Origin of the sequence: Demequina lignilytica (genome assembly GCF_030418305.1) — a bacterium.
Lineage (GTDB): Bacteria > Actinomycetota > Actinomycetes > Actinomycetales > Demequinaceae > Demequina > Demequina lignilytica.
This window is the reverse complement of record NZ_JAUHPX010000007.1, coordinates 106,322-125,776: the sequence shown is the minus strand read 5'-3', so window position 1 is coordinate 125,776 and position 19,455 is coordinate 106,322. Positions and strand designations below refer to the sequence as shown.

At 72.4% G+C, this 19,455-nt stretch carries 17 protein-coding genes; 7 read left to right on the top strand and 10 right to left on the bottom strand.

From position 1 onward, the window contains the following. Positions 1-15 precede the first annotated feature (15 nt). Entirely contained in the window at positions 16-687 is a 672-nt protein-coding gene (gene deoC / locus QQX10_RS11855; RefSeq protein WP_301121437.1) for a deoxyribose-phosphate aldolase, read from the top strand. 97 nt (positions 688-784) lie between these two features. On the opposite strand, the gene QQX10_RS11850 is transcribed toward deoC, so the two are convergent. Then, on the bottom strand, positions 785-2,506 hold the full coding sequence (locus tag QQX10_RS11850) for a phospho-sugar mutase (protein WP_301121436.1): 1,722 nt from the start codon (positions 2,504-2,506) through the stop codon (positions 785-787). Next, complete coding sequence (locus QQX10_RS11845) at positions 2,506-3,303, bottom strand: purine-nucleoside phosphorylase (RefSeq protein ID WP_301121435.1); 798 nt, start codon at positions 3,301-3,303, stop codon at positions 2,506-2,508. Before QQX10_RS11845 ends, QQX10_RS11850 begins: the two co-directional genes overlap by 1 nt. 73 nt (positions 3,304-3,376) lie before the next feature. Between QQX10_RS11845 and QQX10_RS11840 the strand changes: the two genes are divergently transcribed. Further along, positions 3,377-4,771, top strand: coding sequence for an NAD(P)H-quinone dehydrogenase (locus tag QQX10_RS11840; protein ID WP_301121434.1), 1,395 nt, complete (start codon positions 3,377-3,379; stop codon positions 4,769-4,771). A 4-nt stretch (positions 4,772-4,775) separates the two neighbouring features. Here the strand turns inward: QQX10_RS11840 and QQX10_RS11835 are convergent, their stop codons facing one another. The 8 genes from QQX10_RS11835 to QQX10_RS11800 all read right to left on the bottom strand — a co-directional run bounded on the left by QQX10_RS11835 (position 4,776) and on the right by QQX10_RS11800 (position 12,154). Then, positions 4,776-6,248, bottom strand: a complete 1,473-nt coding sequence (locus tag QQX10_RS11835; RefSeq protein WP_301121433.1) for an NAD-dependent succinate-semialdehyde dehydrogenase — start codon at positions 6,246-6,248, stop codon at positions 4,776-4,778. A gap of 106 nt (positions 6,249-6,354) precedes the next feature. Beyond that, entirely contained in the window at positions 6,355-7,548 is a 1,194-nt protein-coding gene (locus tag QQX10_RS11830) for a multidrug effflux MFS transporter (protein WP_301121432.1), read from the bottom strand. 17 nt (positions 7,549-7,565) lie between these two features. Next, the gene (locus QQX10_RS11825) at positions 7,566-7,979 is read right to left on the bottom strand and encodes a RidA family protein (RefSeq protein ID WP_301121431.1); all 414 of its coding nucleotides are present in this window, start codon (positions 7,977-7,979) and stop codon (positions 7,566-7,568) included. Positions 7,980-7,981: 2 nt separating this feature from the next. Beyond that, positions 7,982-8,842, bottom strand: a complete 861-nt coding sequence (locus tag QQX10_RS11820; protein ID WP_301121430.1) for a fumarylacetoacetate hydrolase family protein — start codon at positions 8,840-8,842, stop codon at positions 7,982-7,984. A gap of 3 nt (positions 8,843-8,845) precedes the next feature. Further along, a complete protein-coding gene (locus tag QQX10_RS11815; RefSeq protein ID WP_301121429.1) occupies positions 8,846-9,280 on the bottom strand; it encodes a YybH family protein in 435 nt (144 codons plus the stop codon). Beyond that, positions 9,277-10,059, bottom strand: a complete 783-nt coding sequence (locus QQX10_RS11810; RefSeq protein ID WP_301121428.1) for an SDR family oxidoreductase — start codon at positions 10,057-10,059, stop codon at positions 9,277-9,279. The genes QQX10_RS11815 and QQX10_RS11810 overlap by 4 nt, the downstream gene beginning before the upstream one ends. Continuing rightward, positions 10,059-11,330, bottom strand: a complete 1,272-nt coding sequence (locus QQX10_RS11805) for an FAD-dependent monooxygenase (RefSeq protein WP_301121427.1) — start codon at positions 11,328-11,330, stop codon at positions 10,059-10,061. Before QQX10_RS11805 ends, QQX10_RS11810 begins: the two co-directional genes overlap by 1 nt. Before the next feature lie 74 nt (positions 11,331-11,404). Next, the gene (locus QQX10_RS11800; protein WP_301121426.1) at positions 11,405-12,154 is read right to left on the bottom strand and encodes a dienelactone hydrolase family protein; all 750 of its coding nucleotides are present in this window, start codon (positions 12,152-12,154) and stop codon (positions 11,405-11,407) included. A 473-nt stretch (positions 12,155-12,627) separates the two neighbouring features. Between QQX10_RS11800 and QQX10_RS11795 the strand changes: the two genes are divergently transcribed. The 5 genes from QQX10_RS11795 to QQX10_RS11775 all read left to right on the top strand — a co-directional run bounded on the left by QQX10_RS11795 (position 12,628) and on the right by QQX10_RS11775 (position 19,431). Then, entirely contained in the window at positions 12,628-13,674 is a 1,047-nt protein-coding gene (locus QQX10_RS11795; RefSeq protein ID WP_301121425.1) for an amidohydrolase family protein, read from the top strand. Positions 13,675-14,028: 354 nt separating this feature from the next. Further along, complete coding sequence (locus QQX10_RS11790) at positions 14,029-15,591, top strand: ABC transporter substrate-binding protein (RefSeq protein ID WP_301121424.1); 1,563 nt, start codon at positions 14,029-14,031, stop codon at positions 15,589-15,591. 42 nt (positions 15,592-15,633) lie between these two features. After that, positions 15,634-16,578, top strand: coding sequence for an ABC transporter permease (locus QQX10_RS11785; protein WP_301121423.1), 945 nt, complete (start codon positions 15,634-15,636; stop codon positions 16,576-16,578). Further along, entirely contained in the window at positions 16,575-18,554 is a 1,980-nt protein-coding gene (locus QQX10_RS11780; RefSeq protein ID WP_301121421.1) for a dipeptide/oligopeptide/nickel ABC transporter permease/ATP-binding protein, read from the top strand. Before QQX10_RS11785 ends, QQX10_RS11780 begins: the two co-directional genes overlap by 4 nt. Beyond that, positions 18,547-19,431: an ATP-binding cassette domain-containing protein gene (locus tag QQX10_RS11775; protein WP_301121418.1), complete on the top strand. Its 885-nt coding sequence runs from the start codon at positions 18,547-18,549 to the stop codon at positions 19,429-19,431. Before QQX10_RS11780 ends, QQX10_RS11775 begins: the two co-directional genes overlap by 8 nt. Positions 19,432-19,455 lie beyond the last annotated feature (24 nt).

The window sequence follows — 19,455 nt, the reverse complement described above, 5'->3', positions numbered from 1 at the left end:
ACGTAGGCTGGTCCCATGACTCTCACCCGTGCTGAACTGGCCCGTTACGTCGACCACACGCTCCTCAAGCCGGAGTCCACGCCCGCCGACGTCGAGGCCCTGATCGCGGAGGGCGCCGAGCTCGGCGTCTTCTCCGTCTGCGTCTCCCCGTCCATGCTGCCGGTCTCCGTCCCCGAGGGACTCGCCGTCGCGACCGTCTGCGGCTTCCCCTCGGGCAAGCACCACTCGTCGGTCAAGGCCGCCGAGGCCGCGCTCAGCTGCGAGCAGGGTGCGGACGAGGTCGACATGGTCATCGACATCGCCGCCGCGAACTCCGGCGACTACGCCGCTGTCCAGGCGGACATCGCCGCCGTGCGTGCCGCCGTGCCGGCCCCCAAGATCCTCAAGGTGATCATCGAGTCCGCCGCGCTGAGCGACGAGGCGATCGTGGGTGCCTGCGAGGCCGCGGAGGCCGCGGGCGCGGACTTCGTCAAGACGTCCACCGGATTCCACCCGGCGGGCGGCGCCTCCGTGCACGCGATCGAGCTGATGGCCGCGACCGTGGGCGGCCGGTTGGGCATCAAGGCCTCCGGCGGCGTCCGCACCTGGGACGACGCGGTCGCGATGATCGAGGCCGGCGCCACGCGCCTGGGGCTGTCCGGCAGCCGTGCGGTGCTCGACGGCGGCGAGGCGGCCGGCGGCTACTGAGCCCGCCGCGCGCCTCCCTCCGAAGCCTGCCGCGCAGGTGAAGCGGATCGTGTCGGTCCGGGGCGCGCGAAGGGCCCCGTGAAGCGATCCCTGCCGGTCAGATCCCCAGCGCGGCCTTCACGTCGGCCTGGAGCTGCGCCATCGTCTCGACGGCGGAGGCCCGGGCGCCCGCCACCTCGTCCCCCTCGACGGGGACGATCACCTCGAGGTACGCCTTGACCTTCGGCTCCGTGCCGGACGGCCGCACGATCACCCGGGCGCCGGACTCGGCCGCCAGGTGCAGCCCCGTGGTCCCGGGCAGGCCCCGGAACCCGAGCGACATGTCGTCGGTGGCCACCACGGGCGAGCCGGCGAGCGTCGCGGGCGGCGATGCCATGAGGCGGGCCATGGTCGCGGGGATCTCAGCGAGGTCCGCGTAGCGCGCCGAGACCTGCGACGTCAGGTAGACGCCGTACGAGCGCGCCAGGTCGTCGATCGCGTCCGCGAGCGTGCGCCCGGACGCCTTGAGCTCGCTCACGAAGTCGACCATCAGCAGCGCGGCGGACACGCCGTCCTTGTCGCGCACCAGCTCGGGGGCGACGCAGTAGCCCAGCGCCTCCTCGTAGCCGAACACCATGCGCGGTGTGCGGCCGATCCACTTGAAGCCCGTCAGGGTGTTCGCGTGGCCCATCCCGTGGGCCTCGGCGATCGCCGCGAGCTGCTGGGAGGAGACGATCGAGTTCGCGAGCACCTGCGACCCGGGGGCCATGCGCAGGCGGGAGCGGCGCTCGGCGACGCGCTCGCCCAGGAGCGAGCCGGTGACGTCGCCGTGGAGCATGGTCCACTCCCCGTCGACCACCGTGGCGACCGCGCAGCGGTCGGCGTCGGGGTCGTTGGCGATCACCACGTCCGCTCCCACCGACCGCGCGAGCTCGAGCGCGAGGTCGATCGCGCCCTTCTCCTCGGGGTTGGGGAACGCGACGGTGGGGAAGTCGGGGTCGGGCTGCGCCTGCTCCGCGACCGTGTGCAGGTCGCTGAACCCGGCCTCGCGCAGCACGCGCTCGACGGTCTCGCCGCCCACGCCGTGGAGGGGTGTCAGGACGATGCGGGTGGCGGCTCGGCGCTCGGCGACCGGGGTGACGTCGCCGCCCAGCGCGGCGACCTGCGCGACGTACTCGTCGACCACGCCCTCGCCCAGCACGGTCCAGCCCTTCTCGGCTCGCGGCACGGCCTCGACGGAGGCGACCGCCGCGATGCGCGACGCGATCTCGGCGTCGTACGGCGGCACGATCTGGGCACCCCGCCCCTCGTCCGTGACCACGCGTCCACCCAGGTAGACCTTGTAGCCGTTGTCCTGCGGCGGGTTGTGCGAGGCGGTCACCATGACGCCGGCGTCGGCGTCGAGGAACCGGGTCGCGAAGGCGAGGACCGGCGTGGGCAGGGTGCGGGGCAGCAGCAGCGCCTCGTGACCGGCGGCGGTCATCACGGCCGCGGTGTCGACGGCGAAGTCGGCGCTGCCGTGGCGGGCGTCGTACCCGATCGCGACGCGGGCGGGGCCCTCGACGCCGGCGGCGGCCAACGCGTCGGACAGGTAGCGCGCCAGGCCCGCGGCGGCGCGGATGACCACGGCGCGGTTCATGCGGTTCGGGCCCGCGCCGATCGCGCCGCGCAGGCCCGCGGTGCCGAACTCCAGGAAGCCGCGGAAACGGTCCTCGAGGTCGGCGAGGGCGTCCGCGTCGCCCGCCACAGCGGCGTCGAGCACCGCGGTGAGCTCCTCGCGCGTCGCGTCGTCCGGGTCGTCCTCGATCCAGGCCTCGGCCCGGGACAGCAGCTCCTTCATCACATCTCCCTGACGATCGCCGCGAGCAGCGCGGAGATGCGCGGGCCCGCGTCGCGGCCCGCGTCGAGCACCTCCTGGTGGTCGAGGGTGTCGCCGCCGATCCCCGCGGCGAGGTTGGTCACCAGCGACAGGCCCAGCACCTCGAGACCCACCTCGCGCGCAGCGATCGCCTCGAGGACGGTCGACATGCCCACCAGGTTCGCGCCCAGGATGGCGGCCATGCGGACCTCGGCCGGGGTCTCGTACTGGGGCCCGGTGAACTGGGCGTAGATGCCGTCGGGCAGCTCGGGGTCGATCGATCGGGCGAGCTCGCGCAGCCGCGGCGAGTACACCGCGCTCATGTCGACGAACGTCGCGCCCTCGAGCGGCGTCTGCCCGGTGAGGTTGATGTGGTCCTCGAGCACCACCACGGAGCCGGGTCCCACCTCGGGGCGGGTGGAGCCGCAGCCGTTGGTCAGCACCAGCTGGCTGCACCCGCCGGCGGCGGCCATGCGGATCGCGTGCGCCACCTTCGCGGCGTCGCGCACCTGGTAGTAGTGCTGGCGCGCGCCGAGCACCAGCACCCGCTTGCCGGTGGGCGCGACGAGCGAGCGGAAGATCGGGTGGTGGCCGGGCACCGTATGGGAGTCGAAGCCGGGGATGTCCGAGGCGTCGACGCGCGCGACCTCCTCGCCGATGAGGTCGGCGGCGCCGCCCCAGCCGGAGCCCAGGACCAGGGCGATGTCGTGCTTGTCGACGCCGGTGGCGGCGGCGAGGATGGCCGCGGCCTCCGCGGCGGACTCGTGTGCAGTCGTCATGGCTTCGAGCCTAGTCGCGACCTGCGGCGGCTCGCCGGGCGGAACCGGCCGCCACCTGGGGTTGAATGGGGGCATGTCCCCTCGCATCGTCATCATCGGCGGCGGGCCCGGCGGCTACGAGGCCGCCCTGGTCGCCACCAAGGCCGGCGCCGACGTGACCCTCGTCGAGCGTCACGGCCTGGGCGGCAACGCGGTCCTCACGGACGTGGTGCCCTCGAAGACCGTGATCGCCACCGCCGAGTGGCTGACCATCGCCGGACGTGCGTCCGAGCTCGGCATCCGGCGCCGCGACGGAGGCGAGATCGCGCGCGACCTGACGGTCGACATGGGGCAGGTGAACGCGCGCGTCAAGGCGCTCGTGCGGAAGCAGTCCGGCGACATCGCCGCGCGGCTCGAGAAGAACGGCGTCGACGTGCGGACGGGCGTGGCGCGCCTCGACGGGCCGCACCGGGTCGCGGTGGGGGACGATGCGATCGACGCCGACGCCGTCCTGCTCGCCGTGGGCGCGCGGCCGCGGGTGGTGCCGGGATGCGAGCCGGACGGCGAGCGCATCCTCACGTGGACCCAGCTGTACGACCTCGACGCGCTTCCGGAGCACCTGATCGTGGTCGGCTCGGGCGTCACCGGCGCCGAGTTCGCGGGCGCGTACCGGCTGCTGGGCTCCGAGGTCACGCTCGTCGCGTCCAAGGACCGGGTCCTCGCGCGCGAGGACCCCGACGCCTCGGCGCACCTGACCCGGGTGTTCGTCGAGCGCGGCATGCACCTGGTCGGCGGGCGCGCGGCGCGCGTCGAGAGGACCGACCAGGGCGTCGCGGTGACCCTCGAGGACGGCGCGGTGCTCGAGGGCAGCCACTGCCTCATGGCCGTCGGCTCGGTCCCGAACACCGAGGGCATCGGCCTCGAGGAGGCCGGCGTCGAGCTCGACGAGCGCGGCCTGATCCGCGTCGACCGCGTCTCCCGCACCACCGCCCGCAGCGTCTACGCGGCCGGCGACTGCACGGGCGTGCTGCCGCTCGCGAGCGTGGCGGCCACGCAGGGGCGGATCGCGATGGCCCACACTCTCGGCGACGCCGTCACGCCGCTCGACCTGGGCCTGGTGGCGTCGAACGTGTTCACCGTGCCCGAGATCGCGGCGGTGGGCGCGAGCGAGGCGGAGCTCAAGGCGCGCGGCCTGTTCTACGAGGTGTCGACCCTCGACCTCGCGCGCAACCCCCGCGCGAAGATGCTCGGCATCGACGAGGGCTTCATCAAGGTCTTCGGCCACACCGTGACCGGCCAGGTGTTCGGCGCGGTGATCGTGGGCCCGCGCGCGAGCGAGCACATCTACCCGCTGTCGCTCGCGGTCGCCCACCACCTCACGGTGGACGATGTCGCGGCCGCCTTCACCGTCTACCCGTCGCTCAGCGGGACCCTGTCGGAGGCCGCGCGCCGCCTCCACCGCATGGGCGAGGGCGACGCGCGCGCCTGACCCCTCAGGGCGCCGGCGTGAGCGTGTACTTGGTCTGCAGGTACTCGTGGATGCCCTCGGCGCCGCCCTCGCGGCCCAGGCCCGACATCTTCCATCCGCCGAACGGCGCGGCGGCGTTCGAGACCACCCCCATGTTGAGGCCCATCATGCCGGTGGCGAGGCGCTCGATCATGCGCTGCCCGCGCGCCAGGGACTCGGTGAAGACGTAGGACACGAGGCCGTACTCCGTGTCGTTCGCGATCGCGACCGCCTGGTCCTCCGTGTCGAACGGCACGATCGCGAGCACCGGCCCGAAGATCTCCTCGCGCAGGATCTCGGACCCCGCGGCGACGTCCGACACCACGGTGGGCTCGAAGAACGTGCCGGCGCCGTCGATCGCGTGCCCGCCGGTGCGCAGGCGCGCCCCGCGATCGACCGCGTCGCGCACGAGCAGGGACGCCTTGTCCACGGCGCGCGCGTCGATGAGCGGCCCGATCTGCACCCCGTCCTCGGTGCCGCGGCCCACGCGCAGCGCGGCGACCCGCTCGGTGACCCGACGCGCGAACTCCTCCGCGACGGAGCGGTGCACGATGAACCGGTTGGCCGCCGTGCACGCCTGGCCGATGTTGCGGAACTTGGCCGCCATCGCGCCGTCGACCGCCGCGTCGAGGCCGGCGTCCTCGAACACCACGAAGGGGGCGTTGCCGCCCAGCTCCATCGACGTGCGCAGCACGCCGGCGGCGGCCTGCTCGAGCAGCCGCACGCCGACCGCGGTGGAGCCGGTGAAGGAGAGCTTGCGCAGTCGCGGGTCGCGGATGATCGGCTCGGACACGGCGCCCGAGTGGTGCGTCGTGAGCACGTTGACGACGCCGGCGGGCAGGCCGGCCTCCTCGAGCAGCGCCGCGAACGCCAGCGTCGTCAGCGGAGTCAGCTCCGCCGGCTTGATGACCACGGTGCAACCGGCGGCCAGCGCGGGCGCGATCTTGCGCGTCGCCATCGCCAGCGGGAAGTTCCACGGCGTGATCAGATAGCACGGCCCGACGGGGTGCTGGGTGACGATCATCCGCCCGGTGCCCTCGGGGTTGGGACCGTAGCGCCCCGCGATGCGCGGTGCCTCCTCGGCGAACCAGCGCAGGAACTCGGCGCCGTACGCGACCTCGCCGCGCGCCTCCGCGAGCGGCTTGCCCATCTCGAGCGTCATCAGCAGAGCGAACTCGTCGGCGCGATCCGTGAGCACGTCGAACGCCCTCCGCAGCACCTCGGCGCGGACGCGGGCGGGCGTCGCCTCCCAGGACGGGAACGCGTCGCAGGCGGCGTCCAGGGCGGCCCGGCCGTCCTCCACCGAGGCGGACGCGATGCGCTTCAGCGTCCCGCCGGTCGCCGGGTCGACCACGTCGAGCGTCTCGCCGCCGGAGGCCGCCCGCCACTCGCCGCCGATCAGCAGGCCGTCGGGCACGCGCGCGAGCAGCGCGGCCTCGCGGGTGGCGGTGGCGGTCATGCCTCCACCGCCCGGGTCCGGCGCGGGTTCGCGGTGGTCGTCGGCGTCGGCTCGGCCGGCTCGACGACCGGCTCGGTGGACTCGGTGGGGCGCATGGGTCTTCCCTTCAGATGGACGATGCGGGGGTCGGGGACGGCGACAGCGACGAGCGGGTGAGCAGCCAGACGGCGCCGGCCGCGCCCGAGGCGGCGGCGAGGACGGCGCCGAGGTGGGCGGCCGAGATGCCGATCAGCCCGGTCATGGGCGAGCCGAGCACGCCGCCGAGGAACTGCGCGGAGCCCGTCAGCGCCGAGGCCGCTCCGGAGGCGACGACCGTGGTCTGTCCCCAGGAGTGCGCTCCGGGGAGCACGAGCCCCTGGCCGAACGCGTAGACCATCGCGCAGGCCCACAGCACCCCTGCGGGCGCGCCGGAGCCCGAGGCCGCGATCAGCAGGCCGAGGCCCGCGATCGTGCACAGCGCGTAGCCGACCCCGAGGGGACCGGCCGGGTGCAGCGATCGCACGGCCCGCCGGAAGACGGTGTTGCCGAGGATCACGGCGACCGCGTTGGTCCCGAACACCAGGGCGAAGACCGCCGGAGGGTGCCCGAGCTCGCGCTCCACGATGAACGAGGCGCTCGCGATGTACGCGTAGAACCCGAACGAGTGCACGCCCAGCGACAGGGCGGCGCCCCGCACCTCGCGGTGGTGAGCCGCCCGTGCGAGCGCGCGGACCACCGAGGACGGGCCGCCTGGCGTCCGGTGCTCCCGCGGCAGCGTCTCAGGCACCGCGAGCGAGAACAGGAGCACGATCACGCCGCCCAGGCCGGCCAGGGTCACGAAGTCGGCGCGCCAGCCCCACACGTGGGCGAGTCCCGCGCCGAGCACGGGCGCGAGCACCGGCGCGAGCGCGGTCACCATCGCGAGCATCCCGATGCGGGACGCCATGGTCGAGGTGTCATCGGAGACGTCCCTCACGATCGAGCGCGCGACCGCGATCCCCGCCGCCCCGCACAGCCCGGCGAGCAGCCGCACCCCCACCAGCATCTCGGGCGAGAAGGCGAGCGCGCTCAGCAGCGACGCGACCGTCCAGCCGGCCACCCCGGCGAGCACCACGGGACGGCGCCCGTGGCGGTCGCTCAGCGGGCCCCACACGAGCTGGCCGATCCCGATCCCGAGCAGGAAGGTGGTGATCGACGCCTGGGCGAGCCAGTCCGCGCCGCCGAGCTCGTCCTGCATCGCCGGCAGCGAGGGTGTGTAGATGTCGACGGACAGCGGCGCCAGAGCGGTCAGCACCGCGAGGAGCGGCAGCAGCCGCGTCATCCGGGGAAGCGCGCGGGTCACGGCGAGGCGGGCCCCGCGCCCCCCGCATCGTCCATCACGGCGACCAGGTCGCACTGGATGAGGCAGCCGCCGTCGAGGGAGGCGGCCATCGCCTGGCGGGCCGGGCGCGAGGCGGGGTCGGGGAACATCGCGAGCCACTCGCGGTTGAGCGCGGTCCGGTCGCGGTAGTCGGCGAGCCAGAACGTCATCTTCGCGATGTGGTCCGTCGAGCCGCCGGCCGCCTGCATCAGCTCCCGCACCCGCGCGAACACCGCGACGCACTGCTCGTCGAGCGTCGCCGGCATGCTGCCGGTGGCGGCGTCGCGCCCGGTCAGCACCCCGGAGAACAGCAGCGAGCCGATCCGGGACGCCGCCGGGATCGGGTTCGCGTGCGCGAACCCGTCGAGGTCGATGCTCTCGCGGCGCGGCATGGTCAGACCGCCGGCTCCGCGACGATCGTGTTCTCGATCGCGCCCAGGCCCTCGATCTCGGCGCGGACCACGTCGCCGACGCGGAGGAAGCTGCCGGTCGGGGCGCCGATCCCGGCGGGCGTGCCCGTCGCGAGGATGTCGCCCGGCATCAGGGTCATGACCGTCGAGAGGTAGGCGATCTGCTCGTAGATGTCGTAGATCATGTCGTTCGTGCGGAAGTCCTGGCGGACCTCGCCGTTCACCGTCAGCCGCATCCCCAGGTCCAGCGGGTTGGGGACCTCGTCGTCCGTGGTGAGCCACGGGCCGAGCGGCCCGTGGGTGTCGAACGACTTGCCGAGGGTGAAGGTGGGGGAGCGCTTCTGCAGCCAGTCACGCACGGACACGTCGTTCGCGACCATGTAGCCCGCGATCACCGACCGCGCGTCGGCGGCGCCGACGTGGCGGCAGCGGCGGCCGATCACCACGGCGAGCTCGATCTCGTAGTCGAGGGCGTCGGACACGATCGGCTTCTCCACGTCGGCGTGGGGGCCGACGATGCAGGAGACCTGCTTGTTGAACCACAGCTGGCTGGTCGGGATCGGGATCCCCGCCTGGCGCGCCTCCTCGGCGTGCTCCTTGTAGTTCATGCCGATGCCGAGGTACTTCTGCGGCTCGTCGACTGGCGCGAGCAGCGTCACCTCGGACAGGGCATGGGTGTCGCCGGCCGCGTCGGCGATCTGGTCGCGCAGCTCGCCGAGCCGCGGCAGGATCTCCTTGAGCGACGCGCCGATCCCGGCGACGCCGGAGATCTCGGTCACCCTGGCGCCGTCCACGCGGCCCAGCCGGACCGGGCCGGAGCCGATGCGGTAGCGGGCGATCTTCATCAGTCAGTCCTTCGTCTCGGAGGGGAGGGCGCCCCACACCTGAGCGGTGAGGGGGGTCATCTGGAAGCTCACGTAGCGCCACGCGCCGTCGTCGCAGCGGCGCACCACCTGGGTGACCTCGCCACGCACGGTGCGCGTGGTGCCGTCGGGGCTGCGCAGCTCGTTGGTCAGCAGGCCGGTCATCACGGCGACGTCGCCGATCACGCGGATCAGCAGGTCTCCGCGCGACATGTCGAGGTACGGGCGGCGGGTCGCGGTGTGCTCGAGCAGCATCGCCTTGGTGTGGACCAGCCCGGGCGCGTGGATGTGGATCAGCGAGTCGTCGTAGAGGTCGTCGAGCGCGTCCAGATCGACGTCGATGAGGGCGCGCCGACGTCGCTCCTCGAGGTCGAGCAGCTGCGCGCGGACGGCGACGTCCGCCTCGGTCACGTGGGTCATATCAGTCCTTCGTAGGTTCCGCCGTCGAGCTGGAGGTTCTGTCCGGTGATGTAGCCGGCCTGCGCGGAGCACAGGAACGCGCAGGCGTCGCCGAGCTCCTCGGGACGGCCCAGCCGCCGCGCGGTGACGGTCGCCGCGATCGCGGCGTACGCCTCGTCGCGGGTGATGCCGTCCCGCTCCATCCTTCTGCGCGCCATGAACTCCTGTCGAGGCGTGTCGATCCGCTCCGGCAGCAGGTTGTTGACCGTCACGTTGTCGGCCGCAACCTCCTTGGAGATGGACTTGGCGGCGGCGGTGAGCGCCGCGCGGGCGGAGGCGGACAGGCCCATGTCGGCGGCCGGACTCTTCACCATGGCGGACGTGATGTTGACGATGCGTCCGAAGCGGCGGGCACGCATGCCGGGCAGGTAGGCCCGCATGAGCTCGACCGCGGGGACCGCGTTCTGCGCCAGCGCCTCGTGGAGGGCGTCCGCGTCCCACGCGGAGTACGGCCCGGGGCGCGGACCCGCGTTGTTGGTCACCAGGATGTCCACCTCCGGAAGGGCGGCGACGATGCGCCCCCGCCCCTCCGGGGTGGTGAGGTCGGCGGTGACCACGCCGACCTCGGCGCCCGGGACCGCGCGGCGGAGGCGGGCCGCCGCGGCCTCGAGCCGGGAGTCGTCCCGACCGTTGAGCGTCACCCGCACCCCCTCCTGGGCGAGCGACGCCGCGCACGCGAGCCCCAGCCCCTGCGAGGAGGCGGCGACCAGCGCGACACGGCCGGAGATTCCCAGGTCCATCAGGCGTTGGCCTCCACCTGCCAGGTACGGAAGCCGGTGGGCTCGCCTGCCTCGAAGCCGGGCCGCGGCTGGCCCACCATCGAGTGGTACTTGGAGAAGATCGCGTCGGCCTCCGCGAGCGGCAGGACCTCCTCGATGTCCTCGAACGGCTCGCAGCCGGTGCGCTCGGCGACCATGCGGCGGATCACCTCGTAGCCCTCGCCGCGGTGGGCCATCACCATGGCGTTGACGCGCGGGATGCGCGCCTGCTCGAAGGCGGCCACCGCCTCCTCGACCGGCATGGTCGCGAGGTTGCCGGCCAGCACGCCGCCGTCGACGATCGCCTGGCAGGCGCCGTTGCCGCCGCGGGGGTACATCGCGTGCGCCGCGTCGCCGATCAGCACCACGCGGCCGTCCGACCAGCTGTCGAGCGGCTCGTGGCGGATCAGGGGGAACAGGTAGACCTCGCGGTTGTCGCGCAGCATCTGCTGGACGTCGAGGAACGGGATCTTGACGGTGTCGAAGTACGGCAGGATCTCGTCGACCGAGCCCACCTGGTTCCAGTCCTCGACCGTCTGGTCCCGCTCCCGTTCGACCACCCAGTTGACCAGCACCTTGCCGGTGCCCTCGAAGTCCTCCGCGATCGGGTAGACGATCATCGAGGCGATCTGGGGGGCGCCGATGTGCAGGATGGTGTGGCCGCCGCGGAAGGGCTCCATCAGGGTGGTGCCGCGGTACATCGTGATGCCGGAGTACACGGGCTCCGCCTGGTTCGGGTGCATCTGGCGGCGGGCGACGGACTTGATGCCGTCGGCGGCGATGAGCAGGTCCGCGCGCCTGGTCTCGACGGTGCCGTCCGCGTGCTGGAGGTCGAACTCGACGCCCCCGTCGACGTTGCGGTACTCCAGCAGGCGGGCGCCCTGGACCACCGTCTGGGCGCCCATGCGCTCGACCACGGTCTCGAACAGCATCATCTGCAGGTAGCCGCGGTGGACGAAGCGCTGCTCGTGCACGTAGCCCATGTGCACGCCGCACTTCTCCGCGTAGATCTCCTGACCGTGGTTGTTGAAGAAGATCGAGTCCTCGGCGTCGACGGACATCGCCTTGAACCTGTCGTACACGCCCAGCTCGATGAGCTCCTTGGTGCCGTAGACCTTCACGTCGATGCCGACGCCGAGGGGCTTCAGCTCCTGCACGGTCTCGTAGATGGTCGGGCGGAAGCCCTGCTGGTCCAGGCGCAGGGCCATGGCCAGCCCGGCGGGTCCGGCTCCGATGATGGCGATGTCCAGCATGGTGTCCTCTTCAATCTGCCCCGTCGTCGTCGACGGGGCGTCCGGGGTGGGTCGAGGGTCGGGCGGGTGGTCGGTCAGGCGGGGACGGCGGCGGGCTCGGCGAGCAGCTCGAGCAGGAAGGTCTCGGTCGCGGCCCACGCGCGCATCGCGTTGCGGGGGTGGTAGGCGACGACGTCGGGCATGGGGGAGCGGACGGCCTTGGGGCTGGTGAACGCATGGCGCGTGCCGCTGTAGAGGTGCTCCTCCCAGTCGATGCCGGCGCCCGTGAGCGCGGCCTCGAGCGCATCGCGCTGCTCCGCGGTCGCCATCGGGTCGGCGGCGCCCGCGCAGAGCAGGACCCGGGCGCCCGGGTGCGCCTCGTCCCAGCCGTCCGCCAGCAGGTCGAGCCCGGGGTGGATCGCGATCACCGCGCGCGAGCCTCCGCCGGCGCGCAGGTGCTCGAGGGCGGAGGACCCGCCGAAGCAGAAGCCCATCGACACGAGGGAGGCGCCGTCGATCTCGGGCTGGCCCGCCGCGGTCGCGTGCGCCGCCGCGACGCGGGCGAGCCACCGGGGGCGGTCGCCGACCATCCCGCCGATCAGCGGGCCGATCTGGCTCTCATCGGTCGGGGTGACGCGGTCCCCCCAGACGTCCGCGGCGAACACGGCGAAGCCGAGCCGCGCGATGCGGTGCGCCGCGGCGATCGCATCCTCGCCCAGGCCGAAGGCGTCGTGGAACAGCACCACCGCGGGGAGCCCGTGGGCGCCCTCGGGGGCGACGAGCATCCCGAGCATGCGGGTGCCGTCGACGGTGTACGCGATGTCGCGGGTGCTGAGCTGTGCCATCCGGCGCCGTCTCCTGTCTCGGGCGGCCGGCACGGTCCCGCGGGGACGGGCGATCCCGGGCGGCGGTGCCCGGGACGGCGGCGTCCGGCGATCGGGGACGTGATCGGCCGTGAAGCGTGATGCGAGCGTACGAGCAATCGCACACGATTTCAAGTGCGATAGGGCCGAAAGTCCCGCGAGCTCTGAGCGCGGCGCTGCCATGCTGAGCGATTCGTGGTGGAGCGGTGGCGCTCCGTGGCATAGTCTTTCGCACACGATCCGTTCCTCCGGACCGCCCGCGACGATGCGAGGGAGACCGATGCCCGCCACCTCCACCCCGGCGACCGGGGCCGGCGCGCGCCGCGGACGCGGCGCGGGAGGGCCCTTCGCGCGCGGCGTCCACAAGGGGCGCAGCCTCGCCCCGCCGTCGTTCTGATCCACCGCATCGTCCCGCCGGGACGCCCCCAGATCAGACCGAACGAACGGAACCACCCATGCCTGTCATCGACATCAACATCCACCACCTGCCCGAGGACCTCTTCGACAACCCGGCCATGCTCGACGGCTTCCTGTCGACGGCGCCGCGCGGCTTCGGCGAGATCGCCACCGTCGCCGAGATGGAGGACGGCCGCAAGCAGCTGATCCTCGAGAAGCCCAAGGGCTACCAGAACCTCAACTACGTCGAGGGGGACTACTCCGTCGACGCCAAGCTCCGTGCCATGGACGACGCGGGCGTCGACTACGGCATCATGCGCGTGCCCGTGTGGCAGGAGTGGCTGCGGCTCGACACCTGCAAGGCGGTCAACGACAACGCCCACGAGATCGTCAAGAGGTCCGGCGGCCGCCTGTTCTCCACCGCCTGCGTGCCGCCGTGGGGTGGCCAGGACAACGTCGACGAGCTCAAGCGCTGCCTCGACAACGGCGCCGTGGCGGTCCAGCTCGCGTGCCACTACGGGCAGCTGTACCTGGACGACGAGGCCTTCGAGCCCTACCTGTCCGTGATCAACGACCTGAACGTGCCCGTGATCGTGCACCACACGCCGCTGCCGGTGGAGTGGCGCTCGATCATCGACTACACGAACTTCCGTCGCGAGTTCGGCCGCATCCAGGACCAGGCGACCGCGGTCGGGCGTGAGCTGTTCTCGGGGATGTTCGGCAGGTACCCCAACCTCAAGTTCACGCACACGATGTTCGGCGGCAACTGGTTCGCCAACACGGCGCTCCTCACGCCGCACCGCCCGCCGAAGGCCGAGGCGATGCAGCGGCTCGACCCCACGGGCGGCGAGGCGATCAAGTCCTACCTGGAGAACAACATCTTCTTCGACATGACCCACCCGCACTCGTGGGGCAAGGAGCAGGTGGAGGCGGCGCTGCGCATCAACGGCGCCGACCACTACATGTTCGGGTCGAGCTTCCCGGTCTTCTACTCCTGGATGAGCCAGGGGGTCGACTTCGTGAAGAACACGCTGGACATCTCCGAGGAGGATCGCGAGGCGATCCTGTTCGGCAACGCCAAGAAGATGTTCAACCTGGCGGTCTGATGGCCCGCCCCTCCGGACGGCCCGCACGGATCTCGCGGCGACACGCCGCGGCGGAGGCACGATGCGCCGGTTCTCGCCGGCGCGTCTCGCCCGATCCCGTGCGGGCCGTCCGGGGGTGCGAAGGGGGGCGGCGAGGGGCCGTTACCGAATCGGGACCAAAGTCCCTCGACGGCGGGCCTGGCTTTCTCGCACAACTTCGCATACGATTTCGCACACGAGGCCTCCCGGGAGTCGAGGGCGCGACGGCGATGGTGCCGACACCGCCACGAGATGAAGGAACCGGGACGCCGAGGACGATGCACAACCCGGGTGCATCGCATTCGCAATGGAGCGAAGACAGGAGCAGCAGTGGCAATGAAGACACACATCCGCCTCGCCCGCACGGCCATCCCGGCCACGGCCCTGGCGCTGGTGCTCGCATCGTGCAGCGGCACGAGCGACGAGACCGGCACCCCCGAGCCCACCTCTGAGACGTCGGAGACCGCATCGGCATCCGGCGTGGTCGCCGGCTCCGTGCTGCGCGTCAACTGGGGCGGCTTCCCCGAGAGCTGGGCGCCCGGCGCCGAGATGGAGGCCGGCTACATGCGCGTGCCGTACGAGAACCTCACCCAGCTGGGCGAGGGCGGCGCCGTCGAGCCGATGCTCGCCGCCTCGTGGGAGCAGACCGACACGGCGCTCACGCTGACGCTGCAGGACGGCGTGACCTTCCACGACGGCACCCCGTTCGACGCCGAGGCCGTCAAGGCGAACATCGAGCTGATCCAGTCGACGCCCGGTCCCTACGCGGGTCCGTTCCAGGTCATCACGTCGATCGACGTGGTCGACGACCTGACGGTCACCTTCAACCTCGCGCAGCCGTCGCCGTCGCTGCTCACCACGCTCTCGACGCGCGCGGCCCCGATGGCGAGCCCCGCGGCGATCGAGGCGGGCACCATCGCCCAGACGCCTGTCGGCACCGGACCGTGGGCCTACGACGAGGCCGCGTCGATCGCGGGCACGCGCATGGCCTTCGTCGCGTACGACGGCTACTGGGACGAGGTCCCGGCCTATGAGACCGTCCAGCTCTTCGCGATCCAGGAGGACAACGCCGCCACCACCGCGATGATCAACGGCGAGATCGACATCACCGACTCCGAGGTCGACCAGTGGAGCACCTTCGAGGGCGCGGGCGGCTTCCAGCTGGTCACGTACCCCGCGATCCGCAACAACCCGATGTTCTTCGACCGTGGTCCCGGCGGGCTGTTCGAGGACGTGAAGGTCCGCCAGGCGGCGTGCTACGCGATCGACACCCAGGTGGTCGCCGACCTCGAGCCCGACGTCACCGTCACGACGCAGCACTTCGCGGAGGGCACGCCCGGCTACAACCCCGAGGTCACGGGCTACACCCACGACCTCGGCATGGCCGAGTCGCTGATGGCCGAGGCGGGCAGCCCGTCGATCTCGGGCGAGATGATGTCGACCGTCTTCAACAACAAGCAGATCACCATCTACGCCGAGCAGATGGGCGAGATCGGCATCGAGATCGCCGTCCAGGAGGCGCCGCCGCCGCAGTACTTCTCCGAGTGGAACTCCGGCAAGTACCCGATCGGTCTCGGCTCGAACGACGAGCTGACCCCGTACGACTGGTACGCGTCGTGGTTCGCGGCGGACGCCCCCGGCAACCCCTCGGGCGTCGAGAGCGACGAGCTCAAGGCGGCCGCCGACGCGGCGATCGCCGCGGGCGCGTCGGAGGAGGCGGACGCGCTGTGGGCCGAGGTCACCAAGGTCATCGCCGACGAGGCGCTCACCTGCGCCCACATCGCCAGCGAGGAGCAGGTGGTGGTCAACAGCGACAACGTCACCGGCGCGGACGTGCCCAGCCAGCCGTACGAGACCGTGCTGATCAACTACCGCGACCTTCGCCCCGCCGGCGAGTGACCGCCGGTAGCGTGACCCTCGTCCGACCCTAGGAGATCTTCGATGGGGAAGCTCGTCCTCTACCGCCTCGGCTTCGCCGTGCCGCAGCTGCTGGTGGTGTCCGTGCTCGTGTTCTCGCTGACGTACCTGGTGCCCGGCAGCCCGGCGGCGGCCATCCTCGGGGTGGCCGCCACGCCGGAGTCGATCGCTCAGGTGGAGCAGCAGCTCGGGCTCGACCGCCCTCCGCTCGAGCGGATGGTCGAATGGTTCGGCGGCCTGCTCACGGGAGACCTGGGCACCGCCTACCGTTCCGGCCTGCCCGTCACCGAGATGCTGGCGCAGAGGATGCCCGCGACCCTGTCGATGATCCTCGGCGGGATGATCGTCGCCCTCGTGATCGGGGTGGGTGTCGGTGTGTACACCGGCACCCGCCCCGGGACCACCGCCGACCGGGTGCTCACCGGCGGCACCGTGCTCGGCATCGCCATCCCCGAGTTCTGGCTCGGCATGATCCTCACCACGGTGTTCGCCTCCTGGCTCGGCTGGTTGCCGATCGTCGGCTGGGTGCCCCTGAGCGAGGACCCGCTGGGGTGGCTGCGGGGTCTGATCCTCCCGTCGCTCACCCTGGGGCTGACCGGCGGCGCGATCATCGCGCGCCAGACGCGCGCCGCGATGGTGAGCGCGCTCGCCGCGCCCTACACGGACACCCTCACGGCGGCCGGAGTCTCCCGCGGTCGCGTCCTGTACCGCTACGGCGTCAAGAACGCGCTGGTGCCGGTGCTCGCCTCCGCGGGCGTGGTGTTCGCGATCCTCATCGGCGTCAGCTTCGTGATCGAGCGGGTGTTCTCCTTCCCCGGGCTCGGTTCCCTGATGCTCACCAGCACCATCGGCCAGGACTTCCCGGTCGTGCAGGGCGTGGTGCTGCTCACCGCGACGCTCGTGATCGCCGTCAACCTGCTGCTCGACATCTGCTACGGACTCATCAACCCCCAGGCGAGGCCCGCATGACCGTCCCCACCGTCGGCGCACCCGCCGCATCGTCCCCCACCGCGCGCCAGGCCGCGGGACCCCGCCAGCTCTGGGGGCGCCTGCGCCACCAGCCGCTCACCCTCGTGTCGGCGATCGTGGTGCTGGGCGTCGCCGTCGTGGCCGCGTTCGCCCCGCTGCTCGCCCCGTACGCGCCTGACGACACCGACTTCACCGCGGTGTTCTCGCCGCCCACCGCCGACCACCTGCTCGGAACCGACGACCTCGGCCGTGACATCCTCAGCCAGCTGATCTTCGCCGCGCGGACCGCCATGGTGGTCGCCGGAGGATCGGTCCTGGTCGCCATGCTGATCGGAGTGCCGTTCGGCCTGATCCTCGGCTACAAGGGCGGCTGGTACGACCGCATCGGCTCGCGAGGCATGGACGTCGCCGACGCCCTTCCCGGGATCATGATCGGCTTCGTCGTGATCGCCATCCTGGGTCGCGGCATGCTCATCCTGATCTTCGCGATCGGCCTGATCTTCTCCATGAACTTCGCGCGGGTGGTGCGGGCGATCACGCTGACCGAACGCAAGAAGCTCTACGTCGAGTCCGCACGCGTGTCGGGGCTGAGCCATCGCCAGGTCATCTTCGGCCAGGTGCTGCCCAACCTCGCTGGCCCGCTCGCGGTCCAGGGTGCGGTCTTCCTCGGCAACGCCATCAAGGTCGAGGCGGCGCTGTCCTTCCTGGGCCTGGGCCTGCCCGACGATCAGCCCTCCTGGGGAGGGATGCTGCGGTTCGCCGCCGAGCACCAGGCGGACCACCCGCTGATGGCGATCCCGCCGGGCGTCGCGATCGTCGTGACGGTGCTCGCGTTCAACCTGCTCGGCGACGGCATCAACGACGCGCTGTCGGGACGCCGGCGGACCCGTCGCAAGGCGCGCAAGGCCCAGCGCCTCACGTTGGCGGCCGTCGAGGCCGCCCGGGCGACCTCCCGGGCGGAGCACGACGCGCGCGTGGCCGCCGCGGTCGCCGAGCGCGACGTGGTGCTCGACCTTCGCGGCGTGTCCGTGGCCCTCGACCGTCCCGCCGGCGAGGCGGTGCCGCTCCTCGACGACGTCCACCTCACGGTGCGCCGCGGCGAGGTGCTCGGGCTGCTGGGCGAGTCGGGCTCCGGCAAGTCGATGCTCGCGCGCGCGACGCTCGGGATGCTGCCCGCCGGGGTGCGTCTCGAGGGCGGCCGGGTGCTGCTCGACGGCACGGACCTCACCGCGATGTCCGACAAGCGGATGCGGGCGATCCGCGGCAGCCGGCTGGCGGTGGTGTTCCAGAACCCGCAGTCGAACCTGTCGCCCGTGCATACGGTGGGCCGGCAGCTCACGGACCCGATCCGCGCCCACCACGGGATGTCGAAGCGGGACGCCCGTGCGCGCGCCGCCGAGCTCCTCGAGCTGGTTGGGGTCGATGACGTCCAGCGGCGCCTCGATCAGTACCCGCACGAGTTCTCGGGAGGCATGGCGCAGCGCGTCGCGATCGCCATCGCGATCGCGGGCGACCCCGACGTGCTCATCCTCGATGAGGCGACCTCGGCGCTGGACGTCACCACGCAGAGCCAGGTGCTGGACCTGGTGCTCGACCTGCGCGAGCGGCTCGGCATGGCCGTGATCGCGATCACCCACGACCTGGGCGTGGTGGCGGAGACCTGCGACCGCGTGGCCGTCATGTACGCGGGCCAGATCGTGGAGAAGGGCGCCATCGATGCCGTGTTCGACCGGCCGCGTCACCCCTACACGGCGGCGCTGCTCGCCGCGCACCCGGCGATCGACCGCGACGTCGACCGGCTGCCCACCATCCCGGGCCGGGTACCGCTCGCGGGGGAGTGGCCGCTCGGCTGCCATTTCGCGGGCCGCTGCGCCTTCGCCACCGAGCGCTGCCTCGAGGCGCCGGTCGCGCTGACCGAGGACGTGCGATGCGTCCGCACCGACGAGGTCGTGCTGGAGGGTGCGCACCATGACTGACCGACCGCTGCTCGACGTCCGCAACCTCACGGTGTCCTACGACGTGGGCGGTGCCGCCGCGCTCCGCCGTCGCAAGGTCGACGTGGTCAAGGACGTCAGCTTCCACATCGGCGCCGGTGAGACGTACGGGCTGGTCGGCGAGTCCGGCTCCGGCAAGTCGACCACCGGGCGCGCGATCCTGCGCCTCGCGCCCCTGTCGGGAGGCGTGGTCGAGTTCGACGGCACGGACATCACCACCATGGGCCGCGAGGCGCCGCTCAGCTATCGGCGCGACGTCCAGGCGGTGTTCCAGGACCCGGCCGCGTCGCTCAACCCGCGCCATCACGTGGGTCGCGCGGTCACCGATGCGCTGCGCCGTCACGGGGTCAAGGGCCGTGCGGCCCGGCACGACCGCGCCGTCGAGGCGTTCGAGCAGGTGGGCCTCTCGGCCGCGCATCTGCAGCGCTTCCCGGCGGAGATGTCGGGCGGCCAGCTGCAGCGCGTCGCGATCGCGCGAGCCCTGTCCCTCAAGCCGCGCCTGGTGATCTGCGACGAGGCGGTCGCGGCGCTCGACCTGTCGACGCAGGGGCAGATCGTGAACCTCCTCGCCGACCTCCAGGCCGCGAGCGGGGTCAGCTACCTGTTCATCGCGCACGACCTGGGCGTGGTGCGGCACATCTGCGACCGCATCGGCGTGCTCAAGAAGGGCGTCCTCGTCGAGCAGGGCGGCGCGGCCGAGCTGTTCGCGGACCCCCACCACCCGTACACCCGGACGCTGCTCGCCGCCAGCCCGGCGTCCCACCCCGAGGGCCGGGAGGAGCGTCGCGCCGCGCGCGCCGCGCGACGGGAGCGCGGCGACCAGCCGGCCCCGGAGGGCGACCTGGTCGCCTCCCGCTGACCTGACCCTGTCCCCGGCCGACGG

Excerpts from the sequence above, each read along its gene's own strand:
- deoC (WP_301121437.1), top strand. The coding sequence starts at position 16 with ATGACTCTCACCCGTGCTGAACTGGCCCGTTACGTCGACCACACGCTC.
- QQX10_RS11850 (WP_301121436.1), bottom strand. The coding sequence starts at position 2,506 with ATGAAGGAGCTGCTGTCCCGGGCCGAGGCCTGGATCGAGGACGACCCG.
- QQX10_RS11845 (WP_301121435.1), bottom strand. The coding sequence starts at position 3,303 with ATGACGACTGCACACGAGTCCGCCGCGGAGGCCGCGGCCATCCTCGCC.
- QQX10_RS11840 (WP_301121434.1), top strand. The coding sequence starts at position 3,377 with ATGTCCCCTCGCATCGTCATCATCGGCGGCGGGCCCGGCGGCTACGAG.
- QQX10_RS11835 (WP_301121433.1), bottom strand. The coding sequence starts at position 6,248 with ATGACCGCCACCGCCACCCGCGAGGCCGCGCTGCTCGCGCGCGTGCCC.
- QQX10_RS11830 (WP_301121432.1), bottom strand. The coding sequence starts at position 7,548 with ATGACGCGGCTGCTGCCGCTCCTCGCGGTGCTGACCGCTCTGGCGCCG.
- QQX10_RS11825 (WP_301121431.1), bottom strand. The coding sequence starts at position 7,979 with ATGCCGCGCCGCGAGAGCATCGACCTCGACGGGTTCGCGCACGCGAAC.
- QQX10_RS11820 (WP_301121430.1), bottom strand. The coding sequence starts at position 8,842 with ATGAAGATCGCCCGCTACCGCATCGGCTCCGGCCCGGTCCGGCTGGGC.
- QQX10_RS11815 (WP_301121429.1), bottom strand. The coding sequence starts at position 9,280 with ATGACCCACGTGACCGAGGCGGACGTCGCCGTCCGCGCGCAGCTGCTC.
- QQX10_RS11810 (WP_301121428.1), bottom strand. The coding sequence starts at position 10,059 with ATGGACCTGGGAATCTCCGGCCGTGTCGCGCTGGTCGCCGCCTCCTCG.
- QQX10_RS11805 (WP_301121427.1), bottom strand. The coding sequence starts at position 11,330 with ATGCTGGACATCGCCATCATCGGAGCCGGACCCGCCGGGCTGGCCATG.
- QQX10_RS11800 (WP_301121426.1), bottom strand. The coding sequence starts at position 12,154 with ATGGCACAGCTCAGCACCCGCGACATCGCGTACACCGTCGACGGCACC.
- QQX10_RS11795 (WP_301121425.1), top strand. The coding sequence starts at position 12,628 with ATGCCTGTCATCGACATCAACATCCACCACCTGCCCGAGGACCTCTTC.
- QQX10_RS11790 (WP_301121424.1), top strand. The coding sequence starts at position 14,029 with ATGAAGACACACATCCGCCTCGCCCGCACGGCCATCCCGGCCACGGCC.
- QQX10_RS11785 (WP_301121423.1), top strand. The coding sequence starts at position 15,634 with ATGGGGAAGCTCGTCCTCTACCGCCTCGGCTTCGCCGTGCCGCAGCTG.
- QQX10_RS11780 (WP_301121421.1), top strand. The coding sequence starts at position 16,575 with ATGACCGTCCCCACCGTCGGCGCACCCGCCGCATCGTCCCCCACCGCG.
- QQX10_RS11775 (WP_301121418.1), top strand. The coding sequence starts at position 18,547 with ATGACTGACCGACCGCTGCTCGACGTCCGCAACCTCACGGTGTCCTAC.